General features: G+C 41.3%; 22 protein-coding genes and 1 riboswitch. Of the genes, 12 read left to right on the top strand and 10 right to left on the bottom strand.

Going from position 1 to position 23401, the window contains the following annotated elements; genetic code table 11:
- Positions 1 to 38 precede the first annotated feature (38 nt).
- A complete protein-coding gene (locus GBI66_RS03225) occupies positions 39 to 1208 on the bottom strand; it encodes an acyl-CoA desaturase (RefSeq protein WP_005193015.1) in 1170 nt (389 codons plus the stop codon).
- Between the two features lie 211 nt (positions 1209 to 1419).
- On the opposite strand from GBI66_RS03225, the gene GBI66_RS03220 reads away from it, so the two are divergent.
- Positions 1420 to 1947, top strand: coding sequence for an META domain-containing protein (locus GBI66_RS03220; protein WP_005208816.1), 528 nt, complete (start codon positions 1420 to 1422; stop codon positions 1945 to 1947).
- A 34-nt stretch (positions 1948 to 1981) separates the two neighbouring features.
- On the opposite strand, the gene GBI66_RS03215 is transcribed toward GBI66_RS03220, so the two are convergent.
- The 3 genes from GBI66_RS03215 to GBI66_RS03205 all read right to left on the bottom strand — a co-directional run bounded on the left by GBI66_RS03215 (position 1982) and on the right by GBI66_RS03205 (position 5235).
- Complete coding sequence (locus tag GBI66_RS03215; RefSeq protein ID WP_151715139.1) at positions 1982 to 2698, bottom strand: glycerophosphodiester phosphodiesterase; 717 nt, start codon at positions 2696 to 2698, stop codon at positions 1982 to 1984.
- 21 nt (positions 2699 to 2719) lie between these two features.
- Positions 2720 to 3307: a cob(I)yrinic acid a,c-diamide adenosyltransferase gene (locus GBI66_RS03210; RefSeq protein ID WP_151715138.1), complete on the bottom strand. Its 588-nt coding sequence runs from the start codon at positions 3305 to 3307 to the stop codon at positions 2720 to 2722.
- 104 nt (positions 3308 to 3411) lie between these two features.
- Entirely contained in the window at positions 3412 to 5235 is a 1824-nt protein-coding gene (locus GBI66_RS03205) for a TonB-dependent siderophore receptor (protein WP_151715137.1), read from the bottom strand.
- A 36-nt stretch (positions 5236 to 5271) separates the two neighbouring features.
- A riboswitch (cobalamin riboswitch) is annotated at positions 5272 to 5486 on the bottom strand.
- A 119-nt stretch (positions 5487 to 5605) separates the two neighbouring features.
- Here GBI66_RS03205 and GBI66_RS03200 point away from each other — a divergent pair.
- The 3 genes from GBI66_RS03200 to GBI66_RS03190 are packed head-to-tail and all read left to right on the top strand — an operon-like array spanning position 5606 to position 8012.
- Positions 5606 to 6265, top strand: coding sequence for a phosphoribosylanthranilate isomerase (locus tag GBI66_RS03200; RefSeq protein ID WP_151715136.1), 660 nt, complete (start codon positions 5606 to 5608; stop codon positions 6263 to 6265).
- The gene (trpB, locus tag GBI66_RS03195; RefSeq protein WP_005193001.1) at positions 6246 to 7490 is read left to right on the top strand and encodes a tryptophan synthase subunit beta; all 1245 of its coding nucleotides are present in this window, start codon (positions 6246 to 6248) and stop codon (positions 7488 to 7490) included. The genes GBI66_RS03200 and trpB overlap by 20 nt, the downstream gene beginning before the upstream one ends.
- Positions 7491 to 7499: 9 nt before the next feature.
- Positions 7500 to 8012: a DUF1543 domain-containing protein gene (locus GBI66_RS03190; RefSeq protein WP_151715135.1), complete on the top strand. Its 513-nt coding sequence runs from the start codon at positions 7500 to 7502 to the stop codon at positions 8010 to 8012.
- A gap of 62 nt (positions 8013 to 8074) precedes the next feature.
- On the opposite strand, the gene GBI66_RS03185 is transcribed toward GBI66_RS03190, so the two are convergent.
- On the bottom strand, positions 8075 to 9853 hold the full coding sequence (locus GBI66_RS03185) for a bifunctional metallophosphatase/5'-nucleotidase (RefSeq protein WP_151715134.1): 1779 nt from the start codon (positions 9851 to 9853) through the stop codon (positions 8075 to 8077).
- A 214-nt stretch (positions 9854 to 10067) separates the two neighbouring features.
- On the opposite strand from GBI66_RS03185, the gene GBI66_RS03180 reads away from it, so the two are divergent.
- A complete protein-coding gene (locus GBI66_RS03180) occupies positions 10068 to 11063 on the top strand; it encodes a DUF2804 domain-containing protein (RefSeq protein ID WP_151715133.1) in 996 nt (331 codons plus the stop codon).
- 226 nt (positions 11064 to 11289) lie between these two features.
- Positions 11290 to 11685 carry a hypothetical protein gene (locus GBI66_RS03175; RefSeq protein ID WP_151715132.1) on the top strand — a complete coding sequence of 132 codons (396 nt, stop codon included), beginning with the start codon at positions 11290 to 11292 and terminating at the stop codon, positions 11683 to 11685.
- A 58-nt stretch (positions 11686 to 11743) separates the two neighbouring features.
- On the opposite strand, the gene GBI66_RS03170 is transcribed toward GBI66_RS03175, so the two are convergent.
- The gene (locus tag GBI66_RS03170) at positions 11744 to 12619 is read right to left on the bottom strand and encodes a metal-dependent hydrolase (RefSeq protein ID WP_005206151.1); all 876 of its coding nucleotides are present in this window, start codon (positions 12617 to 12619) and stop codon (positions 11744 to 11746) included.
- Positions 12620 to 12735: 116 nt separating this feature from the next.
- Between GBI66_RS03170 and GBI66_RS03165 the strand changes: the two genes are divergently transcribed.
- On the top strand, positions 12736 to 13758 hold the full coding sequence (locus GBI66_RS03165; protein WP_151715131.1) for an AraC family transcriptional regulator: 1023 nt from the start codon (positions 12736 to 12738) through the stop codon (positions 13756 to 13758).
- A gap of 264 nt (positions 13759 to 14022) precedes the next feature.
- On the opposite strand, the gene GBI66_RS03160 is transcribed toward GBI66_RS03165, so the two are convergent.
- Positions 14023 to 15354 (bottom strand): Na+/H+ antiporter NhaC family protein, encoded by a 1332-nt coding sequence (locus GBI66_RS03160; protein WP_151715130.1) that lies wholly within the window; start codon positions 15352 to 15354, stop codon positions 14023 to 14025.
- A 275-nt stretch (positions 15355 to 15629) separates the two neighbouring features.
- Here GBI66_RS03160 and trpA point away from each other — a divergent pair, with 275 nt between their 5' ends.
- The 5 genes from trpA (at position 15630) to GBI66_RS03135 (ending at position 20712) form a co-directional block, all read left to right on the top strand.
- Positions 15630 to 16433, top strand: a complete 804-nt coding sequence (trpA, locus tag GBI66_RS03155; protein WP_005192993.1) for a tryptophan synthase subunit alpha — start codon at positions 15630 to 15632, stop codon at positions 16431 to 16433.
- Positions 16430 to 17326: an acetyl-CoA carboxylase, carboxyltransferase subunit beta gene (accD, locus tag GBI66_RS03150; protein ID WP_005192992.1), complete on the top strand. Its 897-nt coding sequence runs from the start codon at positions 16430 to 16432 to the stop codon at positions 17324 to 17326. The genes trpA and accD overlap by 4 nt, the downstream gene beginning before the upstream one ends.
- Positions 17323 to 18609: a bifunctional tetrahydrofolate synthase/dihydrofolate synthase gene (folC, locus tag GBI66_RS03145; protein ID WP_151715129.1), complete on the top strand. Its 1287-nt coding sequence runs from the start codon at positions 17323 to 17325 to the stop codon at positions 18607 to 18609. The genes accD and folC overlap by 4 nt, the downstream gene beginning before the upstream one ends.
- Complete coding sequence (locus GBI66_RS03140; RefSeq protein WP_151715128.1) at positions 18600 to 19679, top strand: SPOR domain-containing protein; 1080 nt, start codon at positions 18600 to 18602, stop codon at positions 19677 to 19679. The genes folC and GBI66_RS03140 overlap by 10 nt, the downstream gene beginning before the upstream one ends.
- 94 nt (positions 19680 to 19773) lie before the next feature.
- On the top strand, positions 19774 to 20712 hold the full coding sequence (locus tag GBI66_RS03135) for a hypothetical protein (RefSeq protein WP_151715127.1): 939 nt from the start codon (positions 19774 to 19776) through the stop codon (positions 20710 to 20712).
- 120 nt (positions 20713 to 20832) lie between these two features.
- Here GBI66_RS03135 and GBI66_RS03130 read toward each other — a convergent pair whose 3' ends face one another.
- From GBI66_RS03130 to GBI66_RS03120, 3 genes are all read right to left on the bottom strand, one after another.
- A complete protein-coding gene (locus tag GBI66_RS03130; RefSeq protein WP_151715126.1) occupies positions 20833 to 21417 on the bottom strand; it encodes a dual specificity protein phosphatase family protein in 585 nt (194 codons plus the stop codon).
- Positions 21418 to 21422: 5 nt separating this feature from the next.
- Positions 21423 to 22232 carry an MBL fold metallo-hydrolase gene (locus tag GBI66_RS03125; protein WP_151715125.1) on the bottom strand — a complete coding sequence of 270 codons (810 nt, stop codon included), beginning with the start codon at positions 22230 to 22232 and terminating at the stop codon, positions 21423 to 21425.
- A 339-nt stretch (positions 22233 to 22571) separates the two neighbouring features.
- Positions 22572 to 23213, bottom strand: a complete 642-nt coding sequence (locus tag GBI66_RS03120) for a peroxiredoxin (RefSeq protein WP_151715124.1) — start codon at positions 23211 to 23213, stop codon at positions 22572 to 22574.
- Positions 23214 to 23401 lie beyond the last annotated feature (188 nt).

The raw sequence follows: 23401 nt of genomic DNA, 5'->3' as shown, positions 1-23401 counted from the left end.
AATGGCCTCTCTTGAGACCATTTTCGGTAGGTATTTCGTTATTCAGAAACTGGCGCTTTTTTGATATTACGCATCAAGGTTTCTAAACATTCACGATGGTGACTTAAGCGATGTTCAAGCAGTTGGAAATCAACTTTCAGTTTGTGATCCATCTGATGAATTTTCTCAGCCATCGCTGCTTTTTTCGCTTGAAGCTCTTGTTCTTTTAGCTTAGCCCAATCATTTAAAGTATGGGTGAAAGCTTCATATTCTTGTGCAATACGTTGTTTCATTTGCACGATGTCAGTATTGACATCATGACCATAAATCGCCAAGTCACGTTCCGCATATTTGAACTTCATCGCAAGCTCTGCTTTTTTGATATTAAAGCTAGGAATACGACGTAGGTTTTTTGCTAAACCAAGTTTAGAGCTGGTCCAGATCAACCATTTGGTTGGGTCATATTGCCACCATTTCACACCATTACGGTAATCGTATTGGAAAATGTGGTGGTAGTTATGATAACCCTCACCCCAAGTGAAAATAGCTAACACGAAGTTGTCTCGCGCCGTATTTTCATCAGTATAAGGACGTTTACCCCACATATGACACAGTGAGTTGATAAAGAAGGTGACATGATGGCTGATGATCAAACGTAATAAACCACCAAGTAAAATTACACCCCAGATATCGCCTGTCGCCCAACCAATCAAGCCTAATACACCAACGTGAACTGCGATCACCATTGGCACATAGTAGTTGTGTTGAAACATCACTAATTTGTCATTGAGCAAATCAGGAGCATTTTTAAAATCTGGTTTAGATGGGGAATGATCGCGAATCATCCAACCTAGATGGGCATACCAAAAGCCACGTTTGATTGAATACGGATCTTCATCAACATCATCGACATGGCGGTGATGGGTACGGTGACCTGAAGCCCAGAATAAAATACTGTTTTGAACAGCAAAGGTGCCGCCAATCATGAGTAAGATTTTAAGCGGTAATGCCGCTTCATAAGCACGATGTGCCCATAGACGGTGATAACCTGCTGTAATTCCTAGGCTACTGAGTGCCAATAGGAAAATCATACTCACCCATGCACTTACACTAAAATCATAATAATAGGCGTACAAAGGAATTAATATAGCAGCAAGAATTGGTGTTCCAATTAAGGTAATGCTAGCAGTCCAGTTAATGGGTGCTTTTTTGAGTGGGGCGGAAGTCATATCCGTCAGCGCTCCTAAAAACCTTGTTTGCACAAGATAATAAAACTAAACGAGATAGCAAAACCAATCATGACGATATATTGCTATTTTATCACTGATATTAGCATGTCCAAATCAATTAGCACTAGCATTATTCTACAGTTGTATCGAAAGAACAGTAACAGAATTCATTTGTAAAATTAATCAATGAATTAAAAGGTGAAATAAATCAATGTCTGAGCAAATTACCATGAAAAATCCCATTTTTTCTTTGAAGGCATTTTTTAACAAAACTTTAATATTCTCTGCTGCAGTTATGCTTGCAGCATGCCAAAGTCAGCCAAAACCTGTGCAAAAAAACACCTTGCAGCCCAAGCGAGTAACTCAGCCACCGGCAATGCAAGTACGTAAGAGTACAGATGGCGTTCAGGATATCGAATGGCAGATTACAACGATTCAAGGCAAGCGGGCATTGTTCTTTAACCAGTATCCAAGCTTCTTGCTTAACTCTGTTTCAAAAATGGTGACAGGGCATACTGGGTGCAACAATATTTATGGTCGTTATAAATACGATTTCACCCAACGTAAACTGGATTTTGATGTAATGGCACAACATCAGAGCTGTAACCGCGCGTTAGCGCAAGAAGCTGACTTGATGGATTCGATTCAACGGGTTGAGCGCTTCCAGTTGGATGGCGCAAACTTATATTTATTAGATGCAAAAGGGCAACGTCTTATTCAGGCGCAACGTAAAAAGTAAAATAAAAAAAGGCGGAATTTATTCCGCCTTTTGCTTACATCAAATGCTGCAACATCGTGGTGGGTACATCGGTAATCAAACCTTGGATGCCCAACTGTTGAAGATGCTTGGCACGTTCAACTTCATTCACCGTCCAGACACTAATCTCAATATTCGCTTGTTGAGTCCGTTGAATAATTTCATCTGTCGCCAAGGCATCTCCCCAGCCAATTTGACTGCAGCCATATTGCTGGGCAAGTTCTATTGCATATTCACCAATTGGGATTTCCACCAACAGCCCACGTTTAAATGAACTCTGATGTTGTTGTAAGGCTGCCAAAATTTTGACATCAAAACTGGTAATGGTTGCGCTCTTCTCAAACCCTTTTAAATCTTGATGCAGTTGATAGACCAAACGCTCAGCCGCAGTTTCATCTGCAACAGCCTTAATTTCAACTTCGATATGCTCAAAATCGGTTAAACAATCCAAAACATGCGGTAGGCTTGGTGTGTATTCTTCAAATGCCCATGCCTGCCATTGATGGCGATGATCGAATTGCTGAGCTTCTAATAAATTGCAGCTTTCAACCTGTTGTGAACGACCAGCAGTGCGCACAAAATCATCATCATGGATCACGACCAGTTGATCATCTTTCAGTTGGCGGACATCAAATTCAACACCACGTACGCCTAAATCATGCAGATAACGAAAACCGCCTAAGGTATTTTCAGGGGCTTCACCACGCGCACCACGATGACCAATAATTCGCATTTTTCTCTGCCTATTGAAAAGTTATGCTTGATCGATACTGTCGTTAATATTTTTTTGCCACAGCACTTCGCTACCACCTTCAGCACGTTGTAATGCACGTGAAGCAACGAATAACCAGTCCGATAAGCGATTCAGTAATTGTAATGCGGTTGCTTGGATGTTTCGGTCACGATTATGTACTGACAATAAAGCACGTTCTGCACGACGACAGACTGCACGAGCTTGATGTGCATAACTACAAGCTAAAGTGCCTGATGGCAAAATAAAATCTTTTAACATCGGCAAAGATTCATTCATGTGATCGATTTCTTTTTCGAGGAACTCGATGCATACAGGTTGTAGTAGGTGATAATTTGGAATACACACTTCACCCCCTAAATCGAACAACCAGTGTTGAATCAGACTTAAGCTTTTATCCCAGTGTGCTTTATTTTCAACTGTGCTGGCACTGATTTGTGCACGAAGTAAGCCAATGGTTGCATTGAGTTCATCGACATCACCCAAAGCGGCAATACGTAAATCATCTTTAGCAACACGTGAGCCATCTCCCAGACCTGTTGTGCCTGAGTCACCTGTACGTGTATAGATTTTACTTAAACGATGTCCCATAGTTCTGTTTCTCTGATCCTGAAAATAAAAAGGGGATAATGTCGGTCAGAACATTACCCCGAAACTGGAGTTAAGAAAATATTTTTTATTATTTTATCACGCGATTAATAACGGAATGTGACACCTGCAGAGGCTAGGCGACCACCGTTGATGTAGTAACTACCACTACCATAAGCGGTACGATATTTTGAATCACCTACATTTTGGATGTTCGCAAAAACATCTACATTTTTATTCACTTTGTATTGTCCATGCATGTCTACACGGAAGTGTCCAGGGATTTGAACATTGTCAAAAGCACTGTTGTCGTAATCACCATTCGCTAACATTGTAGTCGAGAAGGTATATTGTTCATCGGTCCAACCTGCAGTCAAAGCAATATTTTGACGAGGACGACGACTTAAATCTTCGTCATTTTTCTTGTCTTTAGCGCGAACATAGTTATAACTTAAATTAGTAAACAGGTTTTCACCTTGCCATTTCACATACAGCTCACTACCTTCCATTTTAGCTTTTTCAACGTTACTCATTTGATTCAGAACGCCATCAAAAGCAATGAGATTATCTACTTCTGTAGTATAGAGAGATAAACCAGTTGAAATATTGTAAGCCAGTTTTTGGTCTAGGCCGATTTCATAAGACAAGCTTTCTTCTGGTTTAAGGTCTGGGTTGCCACCATAAGCATACATATCATTGAGTGTTGGAGCTTTAAAAGCTGAACCAATATTTGCATAAATACTAGTTAAAGGTAGCAATTGATAACGAACAGATCCTTGAGCAACGGTATGTGTACCGAATTTTTCATTGTCTTCTACACGGATACCAACTTGGGTGTTTAATCCTGCTTGATCATATTTGTGCTGGATATAATAACCTGTTGAATCAATATCCTCTTGATATGGTGTGCCATAGGAAATCACATCACCATCAATATTTCGGTGTGTTACACCAACGAGAAGCTTTTGACTTGGTGTAAAGCCCCATTGACCATAGATTTCAGATTCTTGCGTTTTACTATGCACAAAATCTATTGAATTATTTTGATCTAATTCATCTTTAAATTGAGAGAAACGGGCATGTACAGCTAAATTATCAAGAATATTTAAACGTCCTTTGACGTTAATGATTTCATTTTTAAAATCTTGAGAAACGAATTTGCCAGAGCTATCGTAATCGCTAGAACCTTGGTTCTCACTATAATCAACCGAAGCCGCATATTGCTCTTTATCAACGCCAAATTTTGCACTATAGCCCTTTTGATCAAATGAGGCATCGGCTGCATTTTTTATCTCTTTTACAGGTGTCCCATCCGTTTCAAGGCGTTGCCCACGAATTTGTGCATAGAAACCATTTTCAGCCAGATCTGCACCGACTACAGATTTATAGGTTTTATTTTCACCTATTTCACCTGTTACAAATGCAGAGGTTTTTTCTGGTGTTTTAGAAATAAGTTGAACTACGCCTGAGATTGCATCAGTCCCATATAAAACTGATGCAGGACCTTTTAATACTTCGATCTGCTTAATATCAGTTGTATCAATAAATGGTAAAGAGGCTGTACCAGAAGTTGCTGAATTGAGGCGGACACCGTCTCTTAAAACAAGCGTTTGGTTTGAATTACCGCCACGCAGGAAGATAGAAGCTGTCTGGCCATAGCCACCGCTTTGTACCATATTGATAGAAGCATCGGTTTGTAATAATTGGGGTAACGAAGCGATTGGTGACTGCTCAAGAATTTTCGGTTCAATAATATTGATTCGCGCAGGAACTTCATTGATTTTTTGTTCAGTACGAGATGCCGTCACAACAATCGTATCTAGCGTCGCAGTTTTATCGCTGGATTGATCTTGAGCAAAAGCAGGTGAAGAAAACCCCATCGCAATAGCGATAGCACCAACTAAACGAGTCGGTTGAAAAACAGTAGACATGATGTCGCTCCAGACATTCACCCGTCGTGAATGATAATGTGGAAATAAACAACAAGCAGGTCTCCGGACTTCACTATAATCATCAAATGAATGATGTTACTCATCATCTTCCCACATCATACCGATGCAGTGATTTGGCGTTGAGCTGAGATGAGTGATTCGGTGTTACCGTTGCGAGGGCAGTGTTGGACTTACACCAACTTCCCTATAAACAAAAGAATTTGCTTTAGACTTGTTGCAAGATTACGCAAAGTATAAAGTGTTAACGTTTTTTAAACAATTGCATTTCCGAATGAACTTTGCCCAAAGCAAGTCAAATTGCATTACAATGCGAGAGTTTCAAAAATATTCAGTTTAAATTGGACAGCTCATGCGTCAAAGCCAAATGCGAACTCGTGCCAAGATTTGTGGAATTACCCGAGCACAAGATATCCACGCCGTTGTAGAATCAGGTGCAGATGCGATTGGTTTTGTATTTTTCCCACCCAGCCCACGACATGTCAGTATTGAGCAGGCCGAAAGCTTGGCAAAGCTGGTACCACCTTATGTGCAGTTGGTCGGCTTATTTGTAAATGCCAATGCTGAAGAAATTCAAACGGTGCTTGATTCCGTTCCTTTAGATGTATTACAACTACATGGCGATGAAACGCCAGAACAATGTCAATTAATTGCAACACACTGTAAACGCCGTTGGTATAAGGCCATTCAAGTCAAACCCGATTTAGATGTTGTGACTGAAATCCAGCGTTATCAAGCAGCGGGAGCCAGTGCAGTGCTGTTGGATGCATGGCATCCTGAACTGAAAGGCGGTACAGGACATAGTTTTGACTGGACCCAATTTCCCCAACTAGATATTCCACTCATTTTGGCAGGTGGCTTGACCCCTGAAAATGTCAGTGAAGCTATTGATACTACAGCGGCATTTGCTGTAGATGTCAGCGGAGGCGTTGAGTCCGCAAAAGGTATAAAAGACCAACAACTGATTGAAAAATTTATGCAAGGAGTCCAACGTGGATCAGCAAAGCCCTAGTCAAAAAAATCAAGTGATTGACTACACCCAGTTTCCGGATGCTCAAGGGCATTTCGGTATTCATGGTGGACGTTTTGTATCAGAAACGCTGATGGCTGCACTTGAAGACCTCGAAAGTCTTTATGGTCGTATGAAAAATGATGCACAGTTTTTAGCAGAGTTTGATCGTGATCTTGCGTTCTATGTTGGTCGTCCTAGCCCACTTTATTATGCCGAACGATGGTCTCAGCACCTCGGCGGTGCGCAAATTTACCTGAAACGCGAAGACTTAAACCACACTGGTTCGCATAAAGTGAACAACACCATTGGTCAGGCTTTATTGGCAAAGCTGTCGGGTAAAAAGCGTATTATCGCCGAAACAGGCGCGGGTCAGCATGGTGTGGCGACGGCTACCATTGCAGCACGTCTGGGTATGGAATGTGTGGTGTACATGGGTGCTGAAGACGTGAAACGTCAGGCTATGAATGTCTACCGTATGCGTTTGTTGGGTGCAACAGTAGTGCCTGTGCAAAGTGGTTCAAAAACATTGAAAGATGCCATGAACGAAGCGATGCGTGATTGGGTGACTAATGTTGATAGCACCTATTATGTGATTGGTACTGTTGCAGGTCCACATCCATATCCGCAGTTGGTTCGTGATTTCCAGTCGATTATTGGTCGCGAAGCTCGCCAACAAATCCAACAACAAGCAGGGCGTTTGCCAGATGCTTTAGTGGCTTGTGTAGGCGGTGGTTCAAATGCGATGGGCTTGTTCTATCCATTCCTGAATGATCAAGATGTGAAAATGTACGGTGTCGAAGCCGCAGGCTATGGCATTGAAACAGGTAAACACTCTGCGCCCTTAAATGCAGGTCATGTGGGTGTATTACATGGTAACCGTACTTATTTGATGTCGGATGAACAAGGCCAGATCATCGAAACTCATAGTATTTCTGCTGGTTTGGACTATCCAGGTGTTGGTCCTGAGCATAGTTTCCTGAAAGACATGAACCGTGTTGAATATGTGCCAATCAATGATGATGAAGCATTACAGGGTTTCCGTGATCTCACTCAAATCGAAGGGATTATTCCTGCGCTTGAAAGCTCGCATGCGATGGCTTACGTCACTAAACTCGCGCCAACCATGTCGAAAGATCAAATCATTATTGCAACGGTTTCAGGTCGTGGTGATAAAGACTTGATGACGGTTGCGCGTATTGATGGCGTTGAAATGGTTGAGATGTAAGTTTTCAAAATGCCAAGTTTGTTTATGGTGATGTTGGGTGGCCGGCATGCTAGAGCCAATACCGAAGTTCATGATGTGGTAATGGCAATAGGTGAATCATTGTCTGAAGTCATCCCTCAGCTCAAACAGACTTGGTTTGGTGAGTCGAAAGGCTTACATATCGATGCTTGGGCACAGATTTCAGGTGTTCAATCACAAGGCGTGAATTATCAAATTCAGTTTTCCGATGCCGCACCGTCGGCTTTGGATGAAAAATTATATTTGATTAACCTAGGTGGATATTCACTTAACACTTTTGGTGAATTACATAGCTACCATTTGGTGCTTGCACCAGATGTAGGGATTGCAAAACAGTTGGGTAAACAATTTATCGAACAAGATTGGCATAAACCGCATACCGATCGTGTGGTCGATGTCGATGATTGTATTCCAATTGATCATGTTGCAGGACGTTATATCCATTTAATTCAAGGTGAGTTTAGCCCTACTATTTGGGAAAATACTTATCTGACTTTGGATTAGTCGACAGATAAAATGAAAACAGGGAAGCAATTGCTTCCCTGTTTTTTTATTGCGTATAGTAGTTAAGGAACCAGTTTGATTCGATCGGTTTTAGGTGCATTGAGTGGTGAATGCTGTACGACATATTTTTCTAAAGCATCAATGTCTTGACCACCACCGATTGGATTTTTACCTTCTTTTAATACAGTGAAGTTATCACCGCCGTCAGCAAGGAAGCTGTTTACCGTCACACGGTAAACCTTGCTTTCATCCAATGCTTGTCCTGCCACCAAGATATTACTGGCGCGTAGTGAAGTCGAGTTGTCTTTCTTATACGAATAACTGAACTCTTTGGATGGCTGTAAGATACGAACTGTAGCTGCGTTTGCGCCCGACCATTGTTGTTCCAAGACATCACGAATTTGTTTACCCGTTAGGCTTAGCGTCACAATTGAGTTGCCAAAAGGCTGTACGGTAAAGACATCACCAAAGGTGATCTGATTGCTGCTATTCACCAATAAATCGGCACGAACACCACCTGGATTCATCAGGGTAAAGTCAGAGCCTTGATTACTTGCTGCTAGTGCCATGGCTTGTTGCGCATCGGCAATTAAATTACCAAGTGGGCTTTCACCGCTTTCGGTGGCATTACGATTAATCACAGCATTGGCTGTACCGACGACACGGGCGGAAATGGTGGTGACAGCTTGGCGATATTTATCAAGGATCGCTTCAATGCTTGGCGTTTTATTAAACTTCTCATATAGATCAGTTAAGTTCACTGTGGTTGAGCCAGATGTATATGCTTCACTTTGAATCGGAACTTGTTTGGCATCCTTTTTAATGACATTACCCGTTTTGCCATCCAGTTCTAATTGGATGTTGGTAATCGCAGTGCCATATTGTCCCGCAGAAGTCAGTAAGAACGGTTTTTGTGGATTCTTGGTTGAGTAATCACAAATATAAGATTGGTGCGTATGACCAGAAACCACCACATCAACCGCAGGATCTAAACGATCGAGGATACCGAGTAATGGGCCACTGAGACCATCACAAGTTTTCTTATTAAATTTAGTACTTGGTGCAACACCTTCATGCACCACCACCACAATCGCTTCAATGCCTTGTTTTTTTAACTCAGGAATCAAGGCATTGACCGTATCCGCTTCATCATGGAAATCGACATCTTTGATGCCCGCCGCGGATACGATGCTTGGTGTCGCTTTTAGGGTCATCCCAATAAAGGCAACAGGAATGCCGCCGTAGGTTTTGACTTTATAAGCAGGGAATAAGGTTTTGTTTGGATCAGCCTTCATCGAGACATTGGCGGCCAGAAAATTAAATTTGGCCCCCTCAAACTTTGGATTGATTTGACAAGGTTTGGCGCTGGTATATTGCTGACAGCCACCATTTTGCAAACGACGTAATTCATCGGTTCCACGGTCAAATTCATGATTACCAACCGCGTTGAAATCAATCTGAATGTCATTCATGGTTTCAATGGTTGGCTCATCCAAGAACAGCGATGAAGTGAGTGGAGAGGCGCTAATTAAGTCACCCGCTGAAACGACAGCATTGTTTGGATATTGCGCACGTAGTTTTTTAATGGCATCGGCAAAATAACTGACCCCACCAACAGGAATACGCACTGTTTTACTGTTATCACTTGGATCATCTGCTTCAATAAAACGTTTTGGTGGTTCTAAATTACCGTGAAAGTCGTTGAACGCAAGGATGTTGATATTTTGATTTTTGCGTTCAACTGTTGGCGTTCCGTTATTATCGTCATTGTCATTACAAGCTGTTAAAGCCAGCATCATGAGACAGAGTACGTTTGCTTTTAATAGTCTTTGAGTCATCATGGTTTTTGATCGAGTGGTATAAGATTGTTTTTTAAAATAAAACTTCTGTATGAATATTTGATGAAATAGTGAGCTAAAAAGTATTGTTCAGAACTTGAGTTTGGGTGGAAGAATGTGCAGTAAGTAGAATTTTCCAACACAAAAATAGTAGTAAATTTGATCACTTACAGTCTATTATGGGCGTAGATGCGACCTAGCAATCATGGAATATAAAATGGATTTGATACAAGCCAATGGTCAACCGCGTTACGGACGTTTTGAGCAAGTCCCTTCGCGGATTAATCTGGACGACTATATTTATAAAACGCCTTATGGGCAGGTGCTAACAGGCTGGCGCAAACAACTTAAATATAAAAAATTTAAATTCTGTGGTTTGCAGCATGAGCATTACAGTATTGGGGTTGCGATTGTCGATTTATCTTGGGCAGGTCATGGTTTTTTCTATGTCTACGACCATCAATCTAAAAAAGTGATTGAGTGGAATGCGATTCAACCTTTAGCGTTAAAAACACAACTCGATGAGCAACCCTTATTTAGCCAAAGTTCGTTTAAAAAATCCGCTTATCAATTCGATATGCAGCATGCCAATGGGGTGCGCTACATTCAAGTGACCAAACATGGTGAAGTACAATTGAAAGCCCGAATTTTTTGTGCAGGTACGGATGCCTTAAGTTTGTGTAGCCCGACGGGAATTAATGGCTGGACTTATACCCAGAAGCAAACCACATTGGCAGTTGAGGGATTCTTTATCAGCCCAGATCGACAACAGATTGAATTTAATGCCCATAGCCTTGCGGCTTTGGATGATACCTGTGGTTTTCTACGTCCTGAAACAGCTTGGTTTTGGTTGTCTTGTCAGTTCCGTGATGCGCAGGACCGTCGGATTGGCCTTAACCTGGCTTCAGGAGTCAATGAAAGTTTTGGTAATGAAAATGCCTTATGGGTGAATGGTCGTTTATTTCCACTGACTGATGTTTTATTTGAACAGCAAAATGAAAACACTTGGTCGATTCGTTCTTTGGGTGGATGTTTGAATTTGATGGTGGAAACAGGCTGGTGCCGTTTTGAAAATATTAATTTACGGTTGATCGGCAGCCAGTTCAATCAATGGCAAGCCAAAGTCAGTGGCACCATTGCCCATGAGCAGGTTGAAGTGGTGTCATTAGATAATGAATATGGTCTTTTAGAACAGCATTATGCGAAGTGGTGATGTTTTAAACTATGTGTCTGTTTCTTATATTAAATATGCCATAGTGAAATGAGGTGGTAGGTATAAATATTAATCATGTGGAGCATTGTTTCACAAGACTTCATAATACAACATTAGAAAGGGGTAATATTCAGTTATGTTTTTTTATTATTCATAGTTTGAAAGGTATAAAGATAATATTGAGATTTTTATTTCATAGAAAGAGCTGAAGGGTAGTAATTTTTAAATGATTAAATCAGCAGAGGAATTTATTTTACTTCGAAATAGTGAAACACGTGATGAATATATGCGTGCAGCCTATGAAAATGCTTCTGACCTTGTTTGGATAGAAGTCATTTCCAGATTTCCAGAAATGAGAGAATGGGTTGCATATAATAAAACTGTTCCATTAAATATATTGGAAACTCTAGCAAGAGATGAAAATGAATCTGTTCGAGCGACAGTTGCGATGAAGAGAAAGCTTAGCCCAGAGTTGTTTGATTTATTATCCCGAGACAATAGTGAAGAAGTTCGTCATAGAATAGCATGTAATAAAAAAACGCCAACTTATATTCTGAAAATGCTTACCAATGATCCAATAATGTTTGTTCGTGAAGCTGCTTTAAAACGTTTTGTAAATTAACAAATTACCTTGCTCTACCACCTTGTAGCAGAGCAAGGTAATTTTTATTTCAAATCGACTAAAGTCCTGCTTGCCAGAATGCTTCACCCGCAGCAATTGGATCATTGGTTTTAGCCAAAGTATCAATCCAGACATCATACTGGCGAATCACTGGGTGTTGATTTGGATGGAAATCCTTTTTAAACCAGTCGCTATATTGCGCTCTTTTCGCAGTCAAAATACCATTACGACCAAAGAACCACGGTAAACCTTTACGTGCCATATCAAAACGTTGTCTTAGGTTAAAACCATCGGTTTTGAGCATTACATCAGTACGATACAAGGTAAAGCCAAACATCATGACAGTTGTGAACACTAGGGCAAAGCGACGGGTTGCTTCAGGCACTTCACCGACTTCTCGCATCACATCAAAAGCCACATCGCGATGCTCCATTTCTTCAATCGCATGCCAAGCAAAGAGTGCACGTACAAACGGATCAGCCTCAGCCAAAGTTTCTTTTTTACTATAGAAGGTATCAGCCATCAGTGCAGTTAAATGCTCGGCAGCTGCGGTCATGGCAATGTTGTATTGTGGAGAGCGATTCTTGAGCTCAAATCTAAAAATTTTCTTTAAACGCGTGGTGAACTGATCTACAGGCATCCCTTGATCTTTCATGACTTGGTTCATTTTGTCATGGGCAATACCATGTTGTGCTTCCTGACGGATAAAATCAGCAACACGTTCCTGCAAGTCTGGATCATCAATTTTGTCACGGAATAAACGGACACATTCAATAAAGTAGCGCTCGCCATCAGGGAAGGTAAGACTTAAAGCATCAAACATACGAGTACGGAATGGATCACCCCCAAACCAGAAGCGTGGCGCTTGGTCGAGGTGGAAGTCCAGTTTGGTTCTGACCACGGGATCAACTTGATAGGAAACATGTGCATTCATTTTGACGATTCCTTGTTTTTCTTCATGCACTCAGTATGGAAAAACTCCGATGAAATGTTTTGACAGTTACAGCCAAGTTTTATACAAATAACGACAGATCAGGATGAGATTGGCGTATGTCAGTTAAAATAATCATTGGATATTTGCGTTTGTTTAATCGTGTTTTACAACAGGAACAAATTGATTTGTCTAAAGTTGTTGCACCTGAACTTTGGCAATCCTTTCAGGCCTGTTTGGAAAATCCCGATGAGCGTGACTTTGATGTCGAACGCTATGCCTTGTTGTTACAGGCTGCTCAAGCACACTTTACCCGTCCGATTACTTTGGTCTTGGCAGAGCATGCCAATTTACAAGATTTGGGTCTGATGGGCTATTTAGCATCGACCAGTATTGATCTACAACAAGCACTTCAATTATTACAACGCTATTATTCTCTAGTGTTTAAACAAACCAATTTAGAACAACTCGATGTACAGCAGTTTTCTGAATATATTCAAATTGTTTGGAGTGCATCCTATAGCGATTATCGAGAAATGTATGAGCTCAATCTGGCCTTGATCTTTAAAATTTCACAATCGATTGTGCAAGATGCTTTAGTGCCACCGCAGATGATCCAATTTGGCTATGCACCGCATACCGCGCTCTATCATTTTGAAAAATTCTATGGTTGTCCGATTCAGATTCAGCAGGGGCAGTATGCCATCTGCTTTTCCAATCAAATTTTGAAGGCAAAAAGTATTGCTGCCGATCTGCAACTGAATCAAGTGTTATCCACTCAAGCGCAGCATTCATTGAATAGCGTTAGTTCTTTTGAGGTACACCAGCAGAAATTTCGTCAAAAAATACATGGCTTTATCGAGCAAGGTTTATTGCAGCAGGAAGAGGTGTTGCAAAGTTATGTGGCGAAGCGTTTGCATTGTTCGGAACGGACGCTACAACGTCAGCTTAAAGCCTATGAGTTAAATTTTCAGGATGTGCTGGATCAATATCGTTTGGAGCAGAGCAAGCTATATTTGCAGCAAGGTAAATCTTTTTCTGAGATTGCGGAGCGGCTGAATTATGCTGATCAGAGTGCGTTTGGGCGGGCATTTAAGCGTTGGACAGGAGTTACTCCCAAGCAGTTTTTAAAATCTCTTTAGATTTTATGGCTAACCAACTTTTAATAAATGGGTTTTGGCTACGGTAACTTAATTTTTGAATTATCGGATCATTTTAATATCTTCTTTACTTTTCATGGATGAAAAGTAACAAAAATCCTTTGTTGGACTGACGGTACATCCTTGTTACCGCAGTCCAACGGGCGACATCCATGTCGCCTGCCACGATAGTAAATTGTCGCTTAAATTAAAAAATTATTAAAAATGCAAGAATCGTTGCTATATTCAATGATTAATCTAAATTTTTTAGCGCAGTTTTAAACGTGGATAATTAAAGACAATGGCAAGGACTGCGCAAATCGCAAGAATCCAGCAATAGTAGATATTGCCAATCAATTCAACGGGCGAAAGTTTGGCAATCGAACAGGCCAACAGTAGTTGCGCACCGTAGGGGATAATCCCTTGAATTACACAAGAAAAAATATCCAGTAAAGCCGCACTGCGTTTAGGATCAACCCCATATTCTCTTGCCACTTCACGTGCCATATCACCTGATAAGATAATTGCTACGGTGTTATTGGCCACAAAGAGATTCGAGAATACGACTAGGAAACTAATCCCTAATTCACCAGCACGTTGTTTACCGAATTTGAATAGCCTTGTAATGGCATAGATACGTTGGATCAACCACTGCAAACCACCTTCTTTTTGCATCAAGGTGGATAACCCACCGAGTAACATGGAAAGTAATGCCACCTCAAACATGCTGACAAAGCCATCATAAATCGCACTATTCAGTTTCAGTACATCAAAATCTGGCTTTTCAATTAAGCCCATTAGCCCTGATAAAATCACTCCGATCATTAGCACTGCGAGGACATGCAGGCGGGTAAAAGCGAGGAAAAACACAGCCAGATAAGGCAAAATCAGCCAGAGATCATAAGGGGTTGATTGAATTGCTTCCGCCTCATGGCTCATCGAAATGTAAACCAATAAGGTAATAATAGCCGCAGGAAGTGCAATCCAGACATTGACTCTAAACTTATCTCTCAGCTCAACATTTTGGCTACGCGTTGCAGCAATGGTAGTATCTGAGATCATCGATAAATTGTCGCCAAACATGGCACCACCAACTACAGCACCTATGGCATAGACTGGCGCAATATCAGTAGCTTGGGCAAAACCAAAGGCGATTGGTGCACAGGCCGCAATGGTGCCCATCGATGTTCCCATTGCTGTTGCAATAAACGCGGCAATGATAAACAGCATCGGCAAGACAAATTCTGGTGAAATAAGCGAAAGCCCTAACTGTACTGTTGCATCGACACTGCCAATCGCACTGGAGACACTGGCAAAAGCTCCGGCCAGCATGAACACCATAAACATTAGAATCAGATTGGGGTGACTGGCGCCTTGCAAAAACTCTTCAATTGCTGCATTTAGTTTTTGTTTATATAACAACAAAGCCAAAATCACGGCTGGAATAGCTGCAACAGGTGCTTTGACTTGATAGAAGGCAAATTCTGTCCCAATCATTGAATGATAGATACCACTCCCGAGAAAGATGATCAAAAATACCAATAGAGGTAGCAAAGCAAGGGCATTGCTTTGTACTTTTTCCTGAGAGTGGGCAGACATAAAAATAAAAAGAAAACTTAAAAATTGCGGCTAGTATAAAGGAGCTTGGCTGATTTCTAAAATGCAATGCGAACAGTCCAAAATTAGGAAGCTTTGATCATTGAGAAAAAACTCAAAATATAGATAAATGTAGCAAGGCTGTTGTAAGTAGCAAGATTCACTGTCGCATTCACGTCAAACTCTGTTCAATGAACAAAAAATAGCGTTACAATGCAGTGTTTTTGTATGACTACAAACAACTCCTTAATTTATATAAATCAGGAAAGCATAATCCTATGTCACGTCTTGCCACTCGTTTTGAACAGCTTAAATCTCAGCAACGTAAAGCGCTTGTTTCTTATGTTATGGCAGGTGACCCGCATCCACAGGTAACCGTTCCATTGCTTCACCAAATGGTTGAAGCGGGTGTCGATGTCATTGAACTGGGTCTACCATTCTCTGACCCAATGGCAGATGGCCCTGTGATTGCTTTAGCCGCTGAGCGTGCTTTGGCTGGTGGAACCAATACTTTAGATGCATTGGATATGGTGAAAGCCTTTCGTGAAAAGGATCAAACCACACCAGTGGTATTGATGGGATATTTAAATCCTGTTGAAGTCATTGGCTATGAAAAGTTTGTTGCTTATGCGAAAGACTGTGGTGTGGATGGGGTACTTTTGGTGGACTTACCGCCAGAAGAGTCTAAGCAATTAGGTGAAGTTCTTCAACAAAATGGAATGGATCAGATCTTCTTGCTTGCACCTACCTCAACCGACCAACGTATCCAACATGTGGTCAATCAGGCGAGCGGCTTTGTTTACTATGTGTCACTCAAAGGTGTGACAGGTGCAGCAACTTTAGATACTTCTGAAGCAGCAGCGCGTATTGCAAAAATTAAGTCTAAGACCAATGTGCCAGTAGGCGTCGGTTTCGGGATTAGTGATGCTGCGTCTGCAAAAGCGATGGGTCAAGTTGCCGATGCCGTGATTGTAGGAAGTGCTTTCGTTAAATCTTTTGCGACATTGCCAGCGGATGAAGCTGCGCAACAGACGGTGAATAAAGTGAAGGAGCTTCGAGCTGCGCTCGATGAGTTAGTATGAGTCAAGAGTTAACATCAGGGAAGGTTCTTAACCCTTCAACACCTTGGACTGAGCGTCATGTCCCTGGTATTCAGGTTGCAGATCAACAGCAGATATTTAAAGCGACCTTTACTGAGCCTACGATTGAGTGTCCTGAGTGCCATGCGCTGGTAACACGTACTGCAATGTCATTTAATGCCTATGTGTGTCCTCAGTGTGATGAGCACTTACGGATGCGTGCACGTGATCGTTTGAACTGGTTCTTTGATCAAGTGAATGGCGAGTTGGGGCAGGAGTTTAGTGCCAAAGACCCATTAAAATTTGTGGATAGCAAACCTTATCCAGATCGTATGCGTGAAGCACAAGACAAAACTGGCGAAACCGAAGCACTTGTTGTTATGCAAGGTTCACTCAAAGGTTTGGACTTGGTTGCGTGTGCATTTGACTTCGACTTTATGGGCGGTTCAATGGGAACCGTGGTCGGAGACCGTTTTGTACAAGCGGCTGAACGTGCAATCGCATTGCATCAACCAATGATCTGTTTTGCTGCTTCTGGCGGCGCACGTATGCAAGAAGGCATGTTGTCTTTGATGCAGATGGCGCGTACTGCTGCGGCAATCCAAAAAATGAAAGAAGCGCGTGTTCCATACTTGGTGGTACTCACTCATCCAGTTTATGGTGGTGTGACCGCTTCATTGGCGATGCTCGGTGATGTCCATATTGCTGAACCGAAAGCGATGATTGGTTTTGCAGGTAAACGCGTGATTGAACAAACAGTACGTGAAAAACTGGAAGAACCTTTCCAACGTGCAGAATATTTGCTTGATCATGGTGTGGTCGATCAGATCGTTCATCGTCATGCATTACGTGATACTGTATACAGACTTGTCGCTAAGCTGATGAATTTACCTTGAAACCACTCGCTCCACATTCAACAGACACATTAACAACATGGCTCGATTATTGGGGCCATGTTCATGTTACAGGCATTGATTTAGGTTTAGAACGCGTCATTCCCGTTGCTGAAAAGCTCGGTGTGATGCAACCTCAAGCGAAGGTGTTTACCGTCGCTGGAACCAATGGTAAAGGTTCAACCACCACAACCTTGGCTGCGATTTTAAATGCGCAAGGTTACAAGGTTGGCCTGTATCAATCACCGCATATTTATCGTTTTAATGAAAGGGTAAAGCTGGCGGGTGCTGAAGTTGATGATCAAAGTCTGGTTGATGCTTTTGTTTTAGTCGATCAAGCACGACGCGAATGTGGTTTAAGTTTATCTTTTTTTGAAGCAACCACTTTGGCTGCTTTTTTGATTTTTAAACAGCAACAATGTGATGTTTGGGTGCTTGAAGTCGGTCTAGGCGGTCGTCTTGATGTGGTCAATGTGATCGATCCTGATATTGCTGTGATTACCAATATTGGTCTAGATCATGTAGATTGGCTCGGAGACACCGTAGAAAAAATCGCATTTGAAAAAGCAGGGATTATTCGTCCGAATATTCCAGTGGTGTTCGCAGGTCAGCAACAACTGCCACAAGCCATTCAAGATAAAGTCGTTGAAACCCAAGCTCAGCTATATGCCTTGAATCGAGATTATTTTTACCAGCAGAATGATGATGGCCAAACTTGGTCGTTTGCGTCTTCAGGCACAACCTTACAGCTTCCTGTTGGACAACTAGCGCTCGATAATATTTCTACTGCAGTTGCCGTTATATTGGTGAGTGGTGTTGAAGTTTCGCAAGCAGCGATTGCAACAGGTATTCAACAAGCACGTTTACAAGGTCGTTTTGAAATACGACAAATCCAAGATAAAACCGTGATTTTTGATGCTGGGCATAATGCGCATGGCGTCGAATTTTTATTGAAGCAGTTGCGAAAATTCTTAAAATACAATAAACAGTACACAGATGTTGTTGCAGTATTTTCAATGCTGGCAGATAAAGACATTGCTTCTGTCACCGATTTACTAAAAACAACAGTAAAAGATTGGTTTATTGCTAATTTAGATGTGCCTAGAGCCGCACTAGTGCAACAGATCCATGATGCATTGCAAGGGCAACAGGTATACGAGTTCGGCAGTATCCAGCAAGCGTTTGAAACTGTGCTGAAACAAAGTAATAACAATCAGCTGATTTTAGTCTGTGGTTCGTTTCATACCTTAGAAGCGGTCTGGGAGTATTTAGAAGAATGTCGATGAATAACAAACAACGTTGGATGGGCGGCGTTGTTCTACTCGGTGGTGGTGTTTTATTAGCTGCATTGCTGTTAAAGGGCAATGATGAAATTGAGCAAGATCACACGCAAGCTCCAGTTACTCATCCGATTCCCAAAACTGAGTCTAAGCCGAAAACGGCACAGCCAGCTCAAGACAGCGAAATGGTGTCATTGCAACCATTGGCGGTCGATGTGGAAACAGAAAAGCGGTTGCTGGAAGAGCAGCGTCGTTCACGTGAAAAAGCGGTGGCTGAACAAGAAGCGCGTGCAGCTGAATTCTTAAAGATGCAGCAACAGGCTGAAGCCGCAGCAGCACGTAAAGCTGCAGAAGAATATGCAGCGATTAATGCACGTCGTACTGCAGCTCAAGAAAGCTCGGATAATATTCCACCTGAATTGGTTGAAGATGAAAAAGCCAAGGCTCAACGACTTGCGGATGAAAAACGTAAAGCGGATGAAAAGAAGCGCGCTGAACAACAGAAAACAGATCAACAAAAGTCTGATGCTGATAAGAAGTTAGCGGAAGATAAGCGTAAAGCTGAAGCAGCAGACAAGAAAGCTGCTGAAGATAAACGTAAAGCAGAAGCAGACAAGAAAGCTGCGGAAGATAAGCGTAAAGCTGAAGCAGCAGACAAGAAAGCCGCTGAAGATAAACGCAAAGCAGAAGCTGACAAGAAAGCAGCAGAAGATAAACGGAAGGCAGAAGCAGAGAAAAAAGCTGCTGATGAGAAAAAACGTAAAGCTGACGAAGATAGCAAGAAGAAAGCTGAGGCTGAGAAAGCACGCGATCTGATGGAAAATGGCGATAAAAAGTGGATGGTACAAGTGGCTTTGGCTGCAAACCAAGCCAATGCAGATGCTGTTGTGTCGAAATTACGTGCTAAAGGCTACAAGGTAACGACCAGCCAGACCTCTAAAGGAATCCGTATTATGGTTGGTCCTGCTAAGGATCGTGATACTGCGGATAACACGCGTAAGAAAATCACAACTGATGAAAGCTTAAATATGAAATCTGCTTGGGTGATTGATTGGGTTCCGCTTGACCAACGATAAACCTTGACCATCCCCTAGATTAAATCAGGAACACATCACAGGCTTTATTTATGCTGTGAGTGTTCCAGCAAAATTAAATAGGGGACTTGCGATCATGAATACAGCGATCAGAATATTAGAACGATTTGTTTTTTCACAAGATTCTGATGTTAGTGCACTGTCTGGTGTCGCCTGTATAGGGGACGATGTTTATTTTGTTGGTGATGATGTTCGTTACTTATTAAAAACCAATCGAAACAACAATATAGATGGTGCAACAGTTTTTGAAAAAGTTCCGTTATCTGAGTCGTCTGAACAAATATCATTTAGCGTATTGAGCAAAGCAAAAAAGCCTGATTTTGAAGCACTAAGTTGCATAACCTTGGATGGGCAACAGCAACTACTGGTGATGGGATCTGGTTCTACCGAAAATCGGAAACAAGCATTACTTTATAATCCATCTAACAATCAAATCAGCATTTTTCTGGATGCAGTCGATTATCACTTTTTAGAGAACAGTGTTGAATTAACGGGTGGAGCTGAACTGAATATAGAAGCAATCTGTTCAGACCATCATCATCTCTATATCTTTCAACGTGGCAATATTAATCGCCATCACGGTGTTTTAGTTTTTGATTTAGCTGAAATTCAAGCAGGAAAATCGTTAGAAAATGCGTTTATCAACTCGCTTAATCTCAACTTGCCTGAGATTGAGGGTGCTGCAAGTGGGATTTCTGATGCCTATTTCTTTGTGGATAAAAATCTAATTGCCGCCACGGCAGCGGTTGAGCAAACATTAAATACCTATGACGATGGTGATGTGCTGGGTAGTTTTATTTTGCTGTTCTCGCCAGATGGTAAGGCGTTATTCAGTCATTTGATTCAAGATGAAGACGGTAAAACGCTTGCGATTAAAGTTGAAGGGATTACTTGGTTAGAGTCGAGATCCGATGGAGAAGTATTCTTATTGGTCACGGATAGTGATGGCGGTGATTCTGAAATTTTAAAGGTCTGGTTGGCTCATTCAGTTTTTGAAAACCAGAAGGGGAAGTAAAACTTGCTTGGTGATCATGCAATTTTGAGCAGATTGATTTCTATTGACTGGACAAGCCAGTTCCCTTAATAAGCTCTATCTATTAAATAAATAGAGCTTGGTCCAAAATAATTCCAATGTTTAGCGAGATGGATTAGACCGTTGTTGTTGAATCCATTTTACATTTTCAGGCGTAAATAAATGATCAATGTTTTTCCAGATCACATGAAAGCCATATCCACCTTGTTTCATTTCTTTGACTGCATCTTCAATTGACCAGTTTTCAAAAATAATCCGATACATGGCAATCGTTGCACCAGTACGGTCTGAGCCATGATAACAATGCACTAAAATTTTATGATTGTTTTGCTTGGCCGTTTGAATCGCTTGCATGGTCTGCAATAAATCTTGACGATTGATGGCCCATGTATAAATCGGAATATGCACTAGATTAAAAGGCTGATCTTTTAAAACTTTGGCATCTTCATTTCTAGCTCTGAGATTGATGACCGTATCAATATTATATTGTTTTAGGCTTGGAATGAGCTCATTGCTGGGCTGATCACTACGAAATACATCATTGCTAATTTGATAAAAATTATGTGTATGGGAGATTAGCGTTCCCCAGTTTTTAGGGCGTTGTTCATCATCCAAACTTGGGTGTTTCATGCACCCACTGAGCGTTAATGTTGAAACAAGAGCAACGGTAATGAGTGTTTTTTTCATATGCTTTACTGATAACGACTGAATTCGACTGGATCGTGCGCACAAATTAACTCAATGCTTGGCTCATGTTGAGCGAGATATTGTAACTGTTTCAGATTTTGCAAACGCTGTTGGTTATCTTCGGCCAGTAAGCGTTCGGTAAGATTTAGGGCTCTCAGTTTATTTTTCGGATTGAGCTCCAAATGGGTGTAATAGGCATCGCCACAGAATAGGACCCAGCCATCAGCCTTTTTAATCGCAATCCCACAGTGTCCAGCAGTATGCCCAATCAATGGAATCATCAAAATTTCATCTTTAAAGAAAGGTAATCCTTTAACTTTTTGTAGATTAAACCATGGTTCTCCATCGTTATGTTCAGCAAAGTTCCAATGACGATGTTGTTTGAATTGCTCCATTTTATAACGAAGCTTGCCTTTAGCTGTGAGTGATTGAGTGGCATTAAATTCAGCAGCTAAGAGATGTACGGTTGCATTAGGAAAATCGGAAATTCCGCCTGCATGGTCGAAATCTAGATGGGTCACAAAAATATGTTGTACATCATTCGCATTAAAACCGAGTTGTTGAATTTGTTGGATGGCGGTGAGTTTTAAATTCGGGACAATTGAGCCAAACTGTTTCAGTAAACGGCCCAAACGCTGTTCGGTATGTAAATAGTCTTGAAGCCCTAAACCTGTGTCAATTAACACTAATCCGCGATCAGTTTCAATCAATAGACAATGACAAACGAGGTGTGCTTTCCAGCCTTTTTGTCCAAATAATGGCGCACAAGTCGGGCAGAAGCTGCCGCAATGTAGATGGTGGATATTGTAGATCATGATGCTTTTTTTATTGTGTAGCGGATCGAACTATTTTTATAACCGATTGATTCAGAAATACCAAAACAATTTTAGCTTATATATAAAAAAGCCTATCCAGAGGATAGGCTGAGATGCATGTTATTCAGATTTAATATTATTTTATTACTGCCTGGGTTTATCCTCTACTACGTACTTCGTTTGTCTTGCACTGCGATTAAAGCATACGCTTTAATCCTTTAATTCACAGCATAGCTGTTCATCTTCTTGCGAAGCTTTAGCCACTTCTCAGGAACGAGCGTTGCTCGTCTTTATTGCTACGCACTTCGTTTGTCTTGCACTACGATTAAAGCATACGCTTTAATCTAGTTCAGGCTGGGGGGTTAATCGTAAATACGGTTTGACGGCCTTGTAACCTTTAGGGAAGCGCTGTTTGATTTCTTCCTCATCCTTTAATGATGGAACAATCACCACATCTTCACCATGTTGCCAGTTAGCAGGTGTTGCAACTTTATGCTTATCGGTTAATTGTAGTGAATCTACTACGCGCAATACTTCATTAAAATTACGACCTGTGGATGCAGGATAGGTAATAATCAAACGAACTTTCTTGTTCGGGTCAATAATGACCAATGAACGTACAGTTAGAGTTTCACTGGCATTTGGATGAATAAATCCATACAGCTCAGATACTTTACGGTCTTTGTCGGCAATGATTGGAAAATTAACAGTAGTATTCTGTGTTTCGTTGATGTCTTGAATCCAGCCTTGATGTGATTCAACATCGTCTACAGAAAGTGCAATGGCTTTCACACCGCGTTTATTAAACTCATCTTTTAGCTTTGCGGTATAGCCAAGTTCCGTGGTACAGACTGGGGTGTAGTCTGCAGGATGGGAAAAAAGGATCCCCCAGCTATCCCCTAAAAAACCATAAAAATCAATATCACCTTGGCTTGATTGTTGTTGGAAATTTGGGGCGATGTCGCCTAAACGTAATGTCATGATCAGTCCTCTATACATTCTTTATGTTTTCTGTCTGTATTCAATATGCAGCATTCGCTTTATAAAGAAAAAGATTGTTTTTTCATTTTGTTATGAGTTTTTGAGATATCAATACGCGGCTATGCTAAAAAATGATCAGAAATACACATTCAAATCGATGTAAGTTAAGGGCAAATTTGCTACATTAA

This window comes from Acinetobacter sp. TUM15071, assembly GCF_008980925.1.
In the GTDB taxonomy this organism is placed as follows: domain Bacteria; phylum Pseudomonadota; class Gammaproteobacteria; order Pseudomonadales; family Moraxellaceae; genus Acinetobacter; species Acinetobacter dispersus.
This window is presented reverse-complemented; position numbering and strand designations above follow the sequence as displayed.

Excerpts from the sequence above, each read along its gene's own strand:
- GBI66_RS03140 (WP_151715128.1), top strand. The coding sequence starts at position 18,600 with ATGTCGATGAATAACAAACAACGTTGGATGGGCGGCGTTGTTCTACTC.
- GBI66_RS03170 (WP_005206151.1), bottom strand. The coding sequence starts at position 12,619 with ATGAATGCACATGTTTCCTATCAAGTTGATCCCGTGGTCAGAACCAAA.
- GBI66_RS03225 (WP_005193015.1), bottom strand. The coding sequence starts at position 1,208 with ATGACTTCCGCCCCACTCAAAAAAGCACCCATTAACTGGACTGCTAGC.
- GBI66_RS03165 (WP_151715131.1), top strand. The coding sequence starts at position 12,736 with ATGTCAGTTAAAATAATCATTGGATATTTGCGTTTGTTTAATCGTGTT.
- GBI66_RS03205 (WP_151715137.1), bottom strand. The coding sequence starts at position 5,235 with ATGTCTACTGTTTTTCAACCGACTCGTTTAGTTGGTGCTATCGCTATT.
- GBI66_RS03220 (WP_005208816.1), top strand. The coding sequence starts at position 1,420 with ATGTCTGAGCAAATTACCATGAAAAATCCCATTTTTTCTTTGAAGGCA.
- GBI66_RS03185 (WP_151715134.1), bottom strand. The coding sequence starts at position 9,853 with ATGATGACTCAAAGACTATTAAAAGCAAACGTACTCTGTCTCATGATG.
- GBI66_RS03160 (WP_151715130.1), bottom strand. The coding sequence starts at position 15,354 with ATGTCTGCCCACTCTCAGGAAAAAGTACAAAGCAATGCCCTTGCTTTG.
- accD (WP_005192992.1), top strand. The coding sequence starts at position 16,430 with ATGAGTCAAGAGTTAACATCAGGGAAGGTTCTTAACCCTTCAACACCT.
- trpA (WP_005192993.1), top strand. The coding sequence starts at position 15,630 with ATGTCACGTCTTGCCACTCGTTTTGAACAGCTTAAATCTCAGCAACGT.
- GBI66_RS03200 (WP_151715136.1), top strand. The coding sequence starts at position 5,606 with ATGCGTCAAAGCCAAATGCGAACTCGTGCCAAGATTTGTGGAATTACC.
- GBI66_RS03120 (WP_151715124.1), bottom strand. The coding sequence starts at position 23,213 with ATGACATTACGTTTAGGCGACATCGCCCCAAATTTCCAACAACAATCA.
- GBI66_RS03175 (WP_151715132.1), top strand. The coding sequence starts at position 11,290 with ATGATTAAATCAGCAGAGGAATTTATTTTACTTCGAAATAGTGAAACA.
- GBI66_RS03125 (WP_151715125.1), bottom strand. The coding sequence starts at position 22,232 with ATGATCTACAATATCCACCATCTACATTGCGGCAGCTTCTGCCCGACT.
- GBI66_RS03135 (WP_151715127.1), top strand. The coding sequence starts at position 19,774 with ATGAATACAGCGATCAGAATATTAGAACGATTTGTTTTTTCACAAGAT.
- GBI66_RS03215 (WP_151715139.1), bottom strand. The coding sequence starts at position 2,698 with ATGCGAATTATTGGTCATCGTGGTGCGCGTGGTGAAGCCCCTGAAAAT.
- GBI66_RS03180 (WP_151715133.1), top strand. The coding sequence starts at position 10,068 with ATGGATTTGATACAAGCCAATGGTCAACCGCGTTACGGACGTTTTGAG.
- GBI66_RS03210 (WP_151715138.1), bottom strand. The coding sequence starts at position 3,307 with ATGGGACATCGTTTAAGTAAAATCTATACACGTACAGGTGACTCAGGC.
- GBI66_RS03190 (WP_151715135.1), top strand. The coding sequence starts at position 7,500 with ATGCCAAGTTTGTTTATGGTGATGTTGGGTGGCCGGCATGCTAGAGCC.
- GBI66_RS03130 (WP_151715126.1), bottom strand. The coding sequence starts at position 21,417 with ATGAAAAAAACACTCATTACCGTTGCTCTTGTTTCAACATTAACGCTC.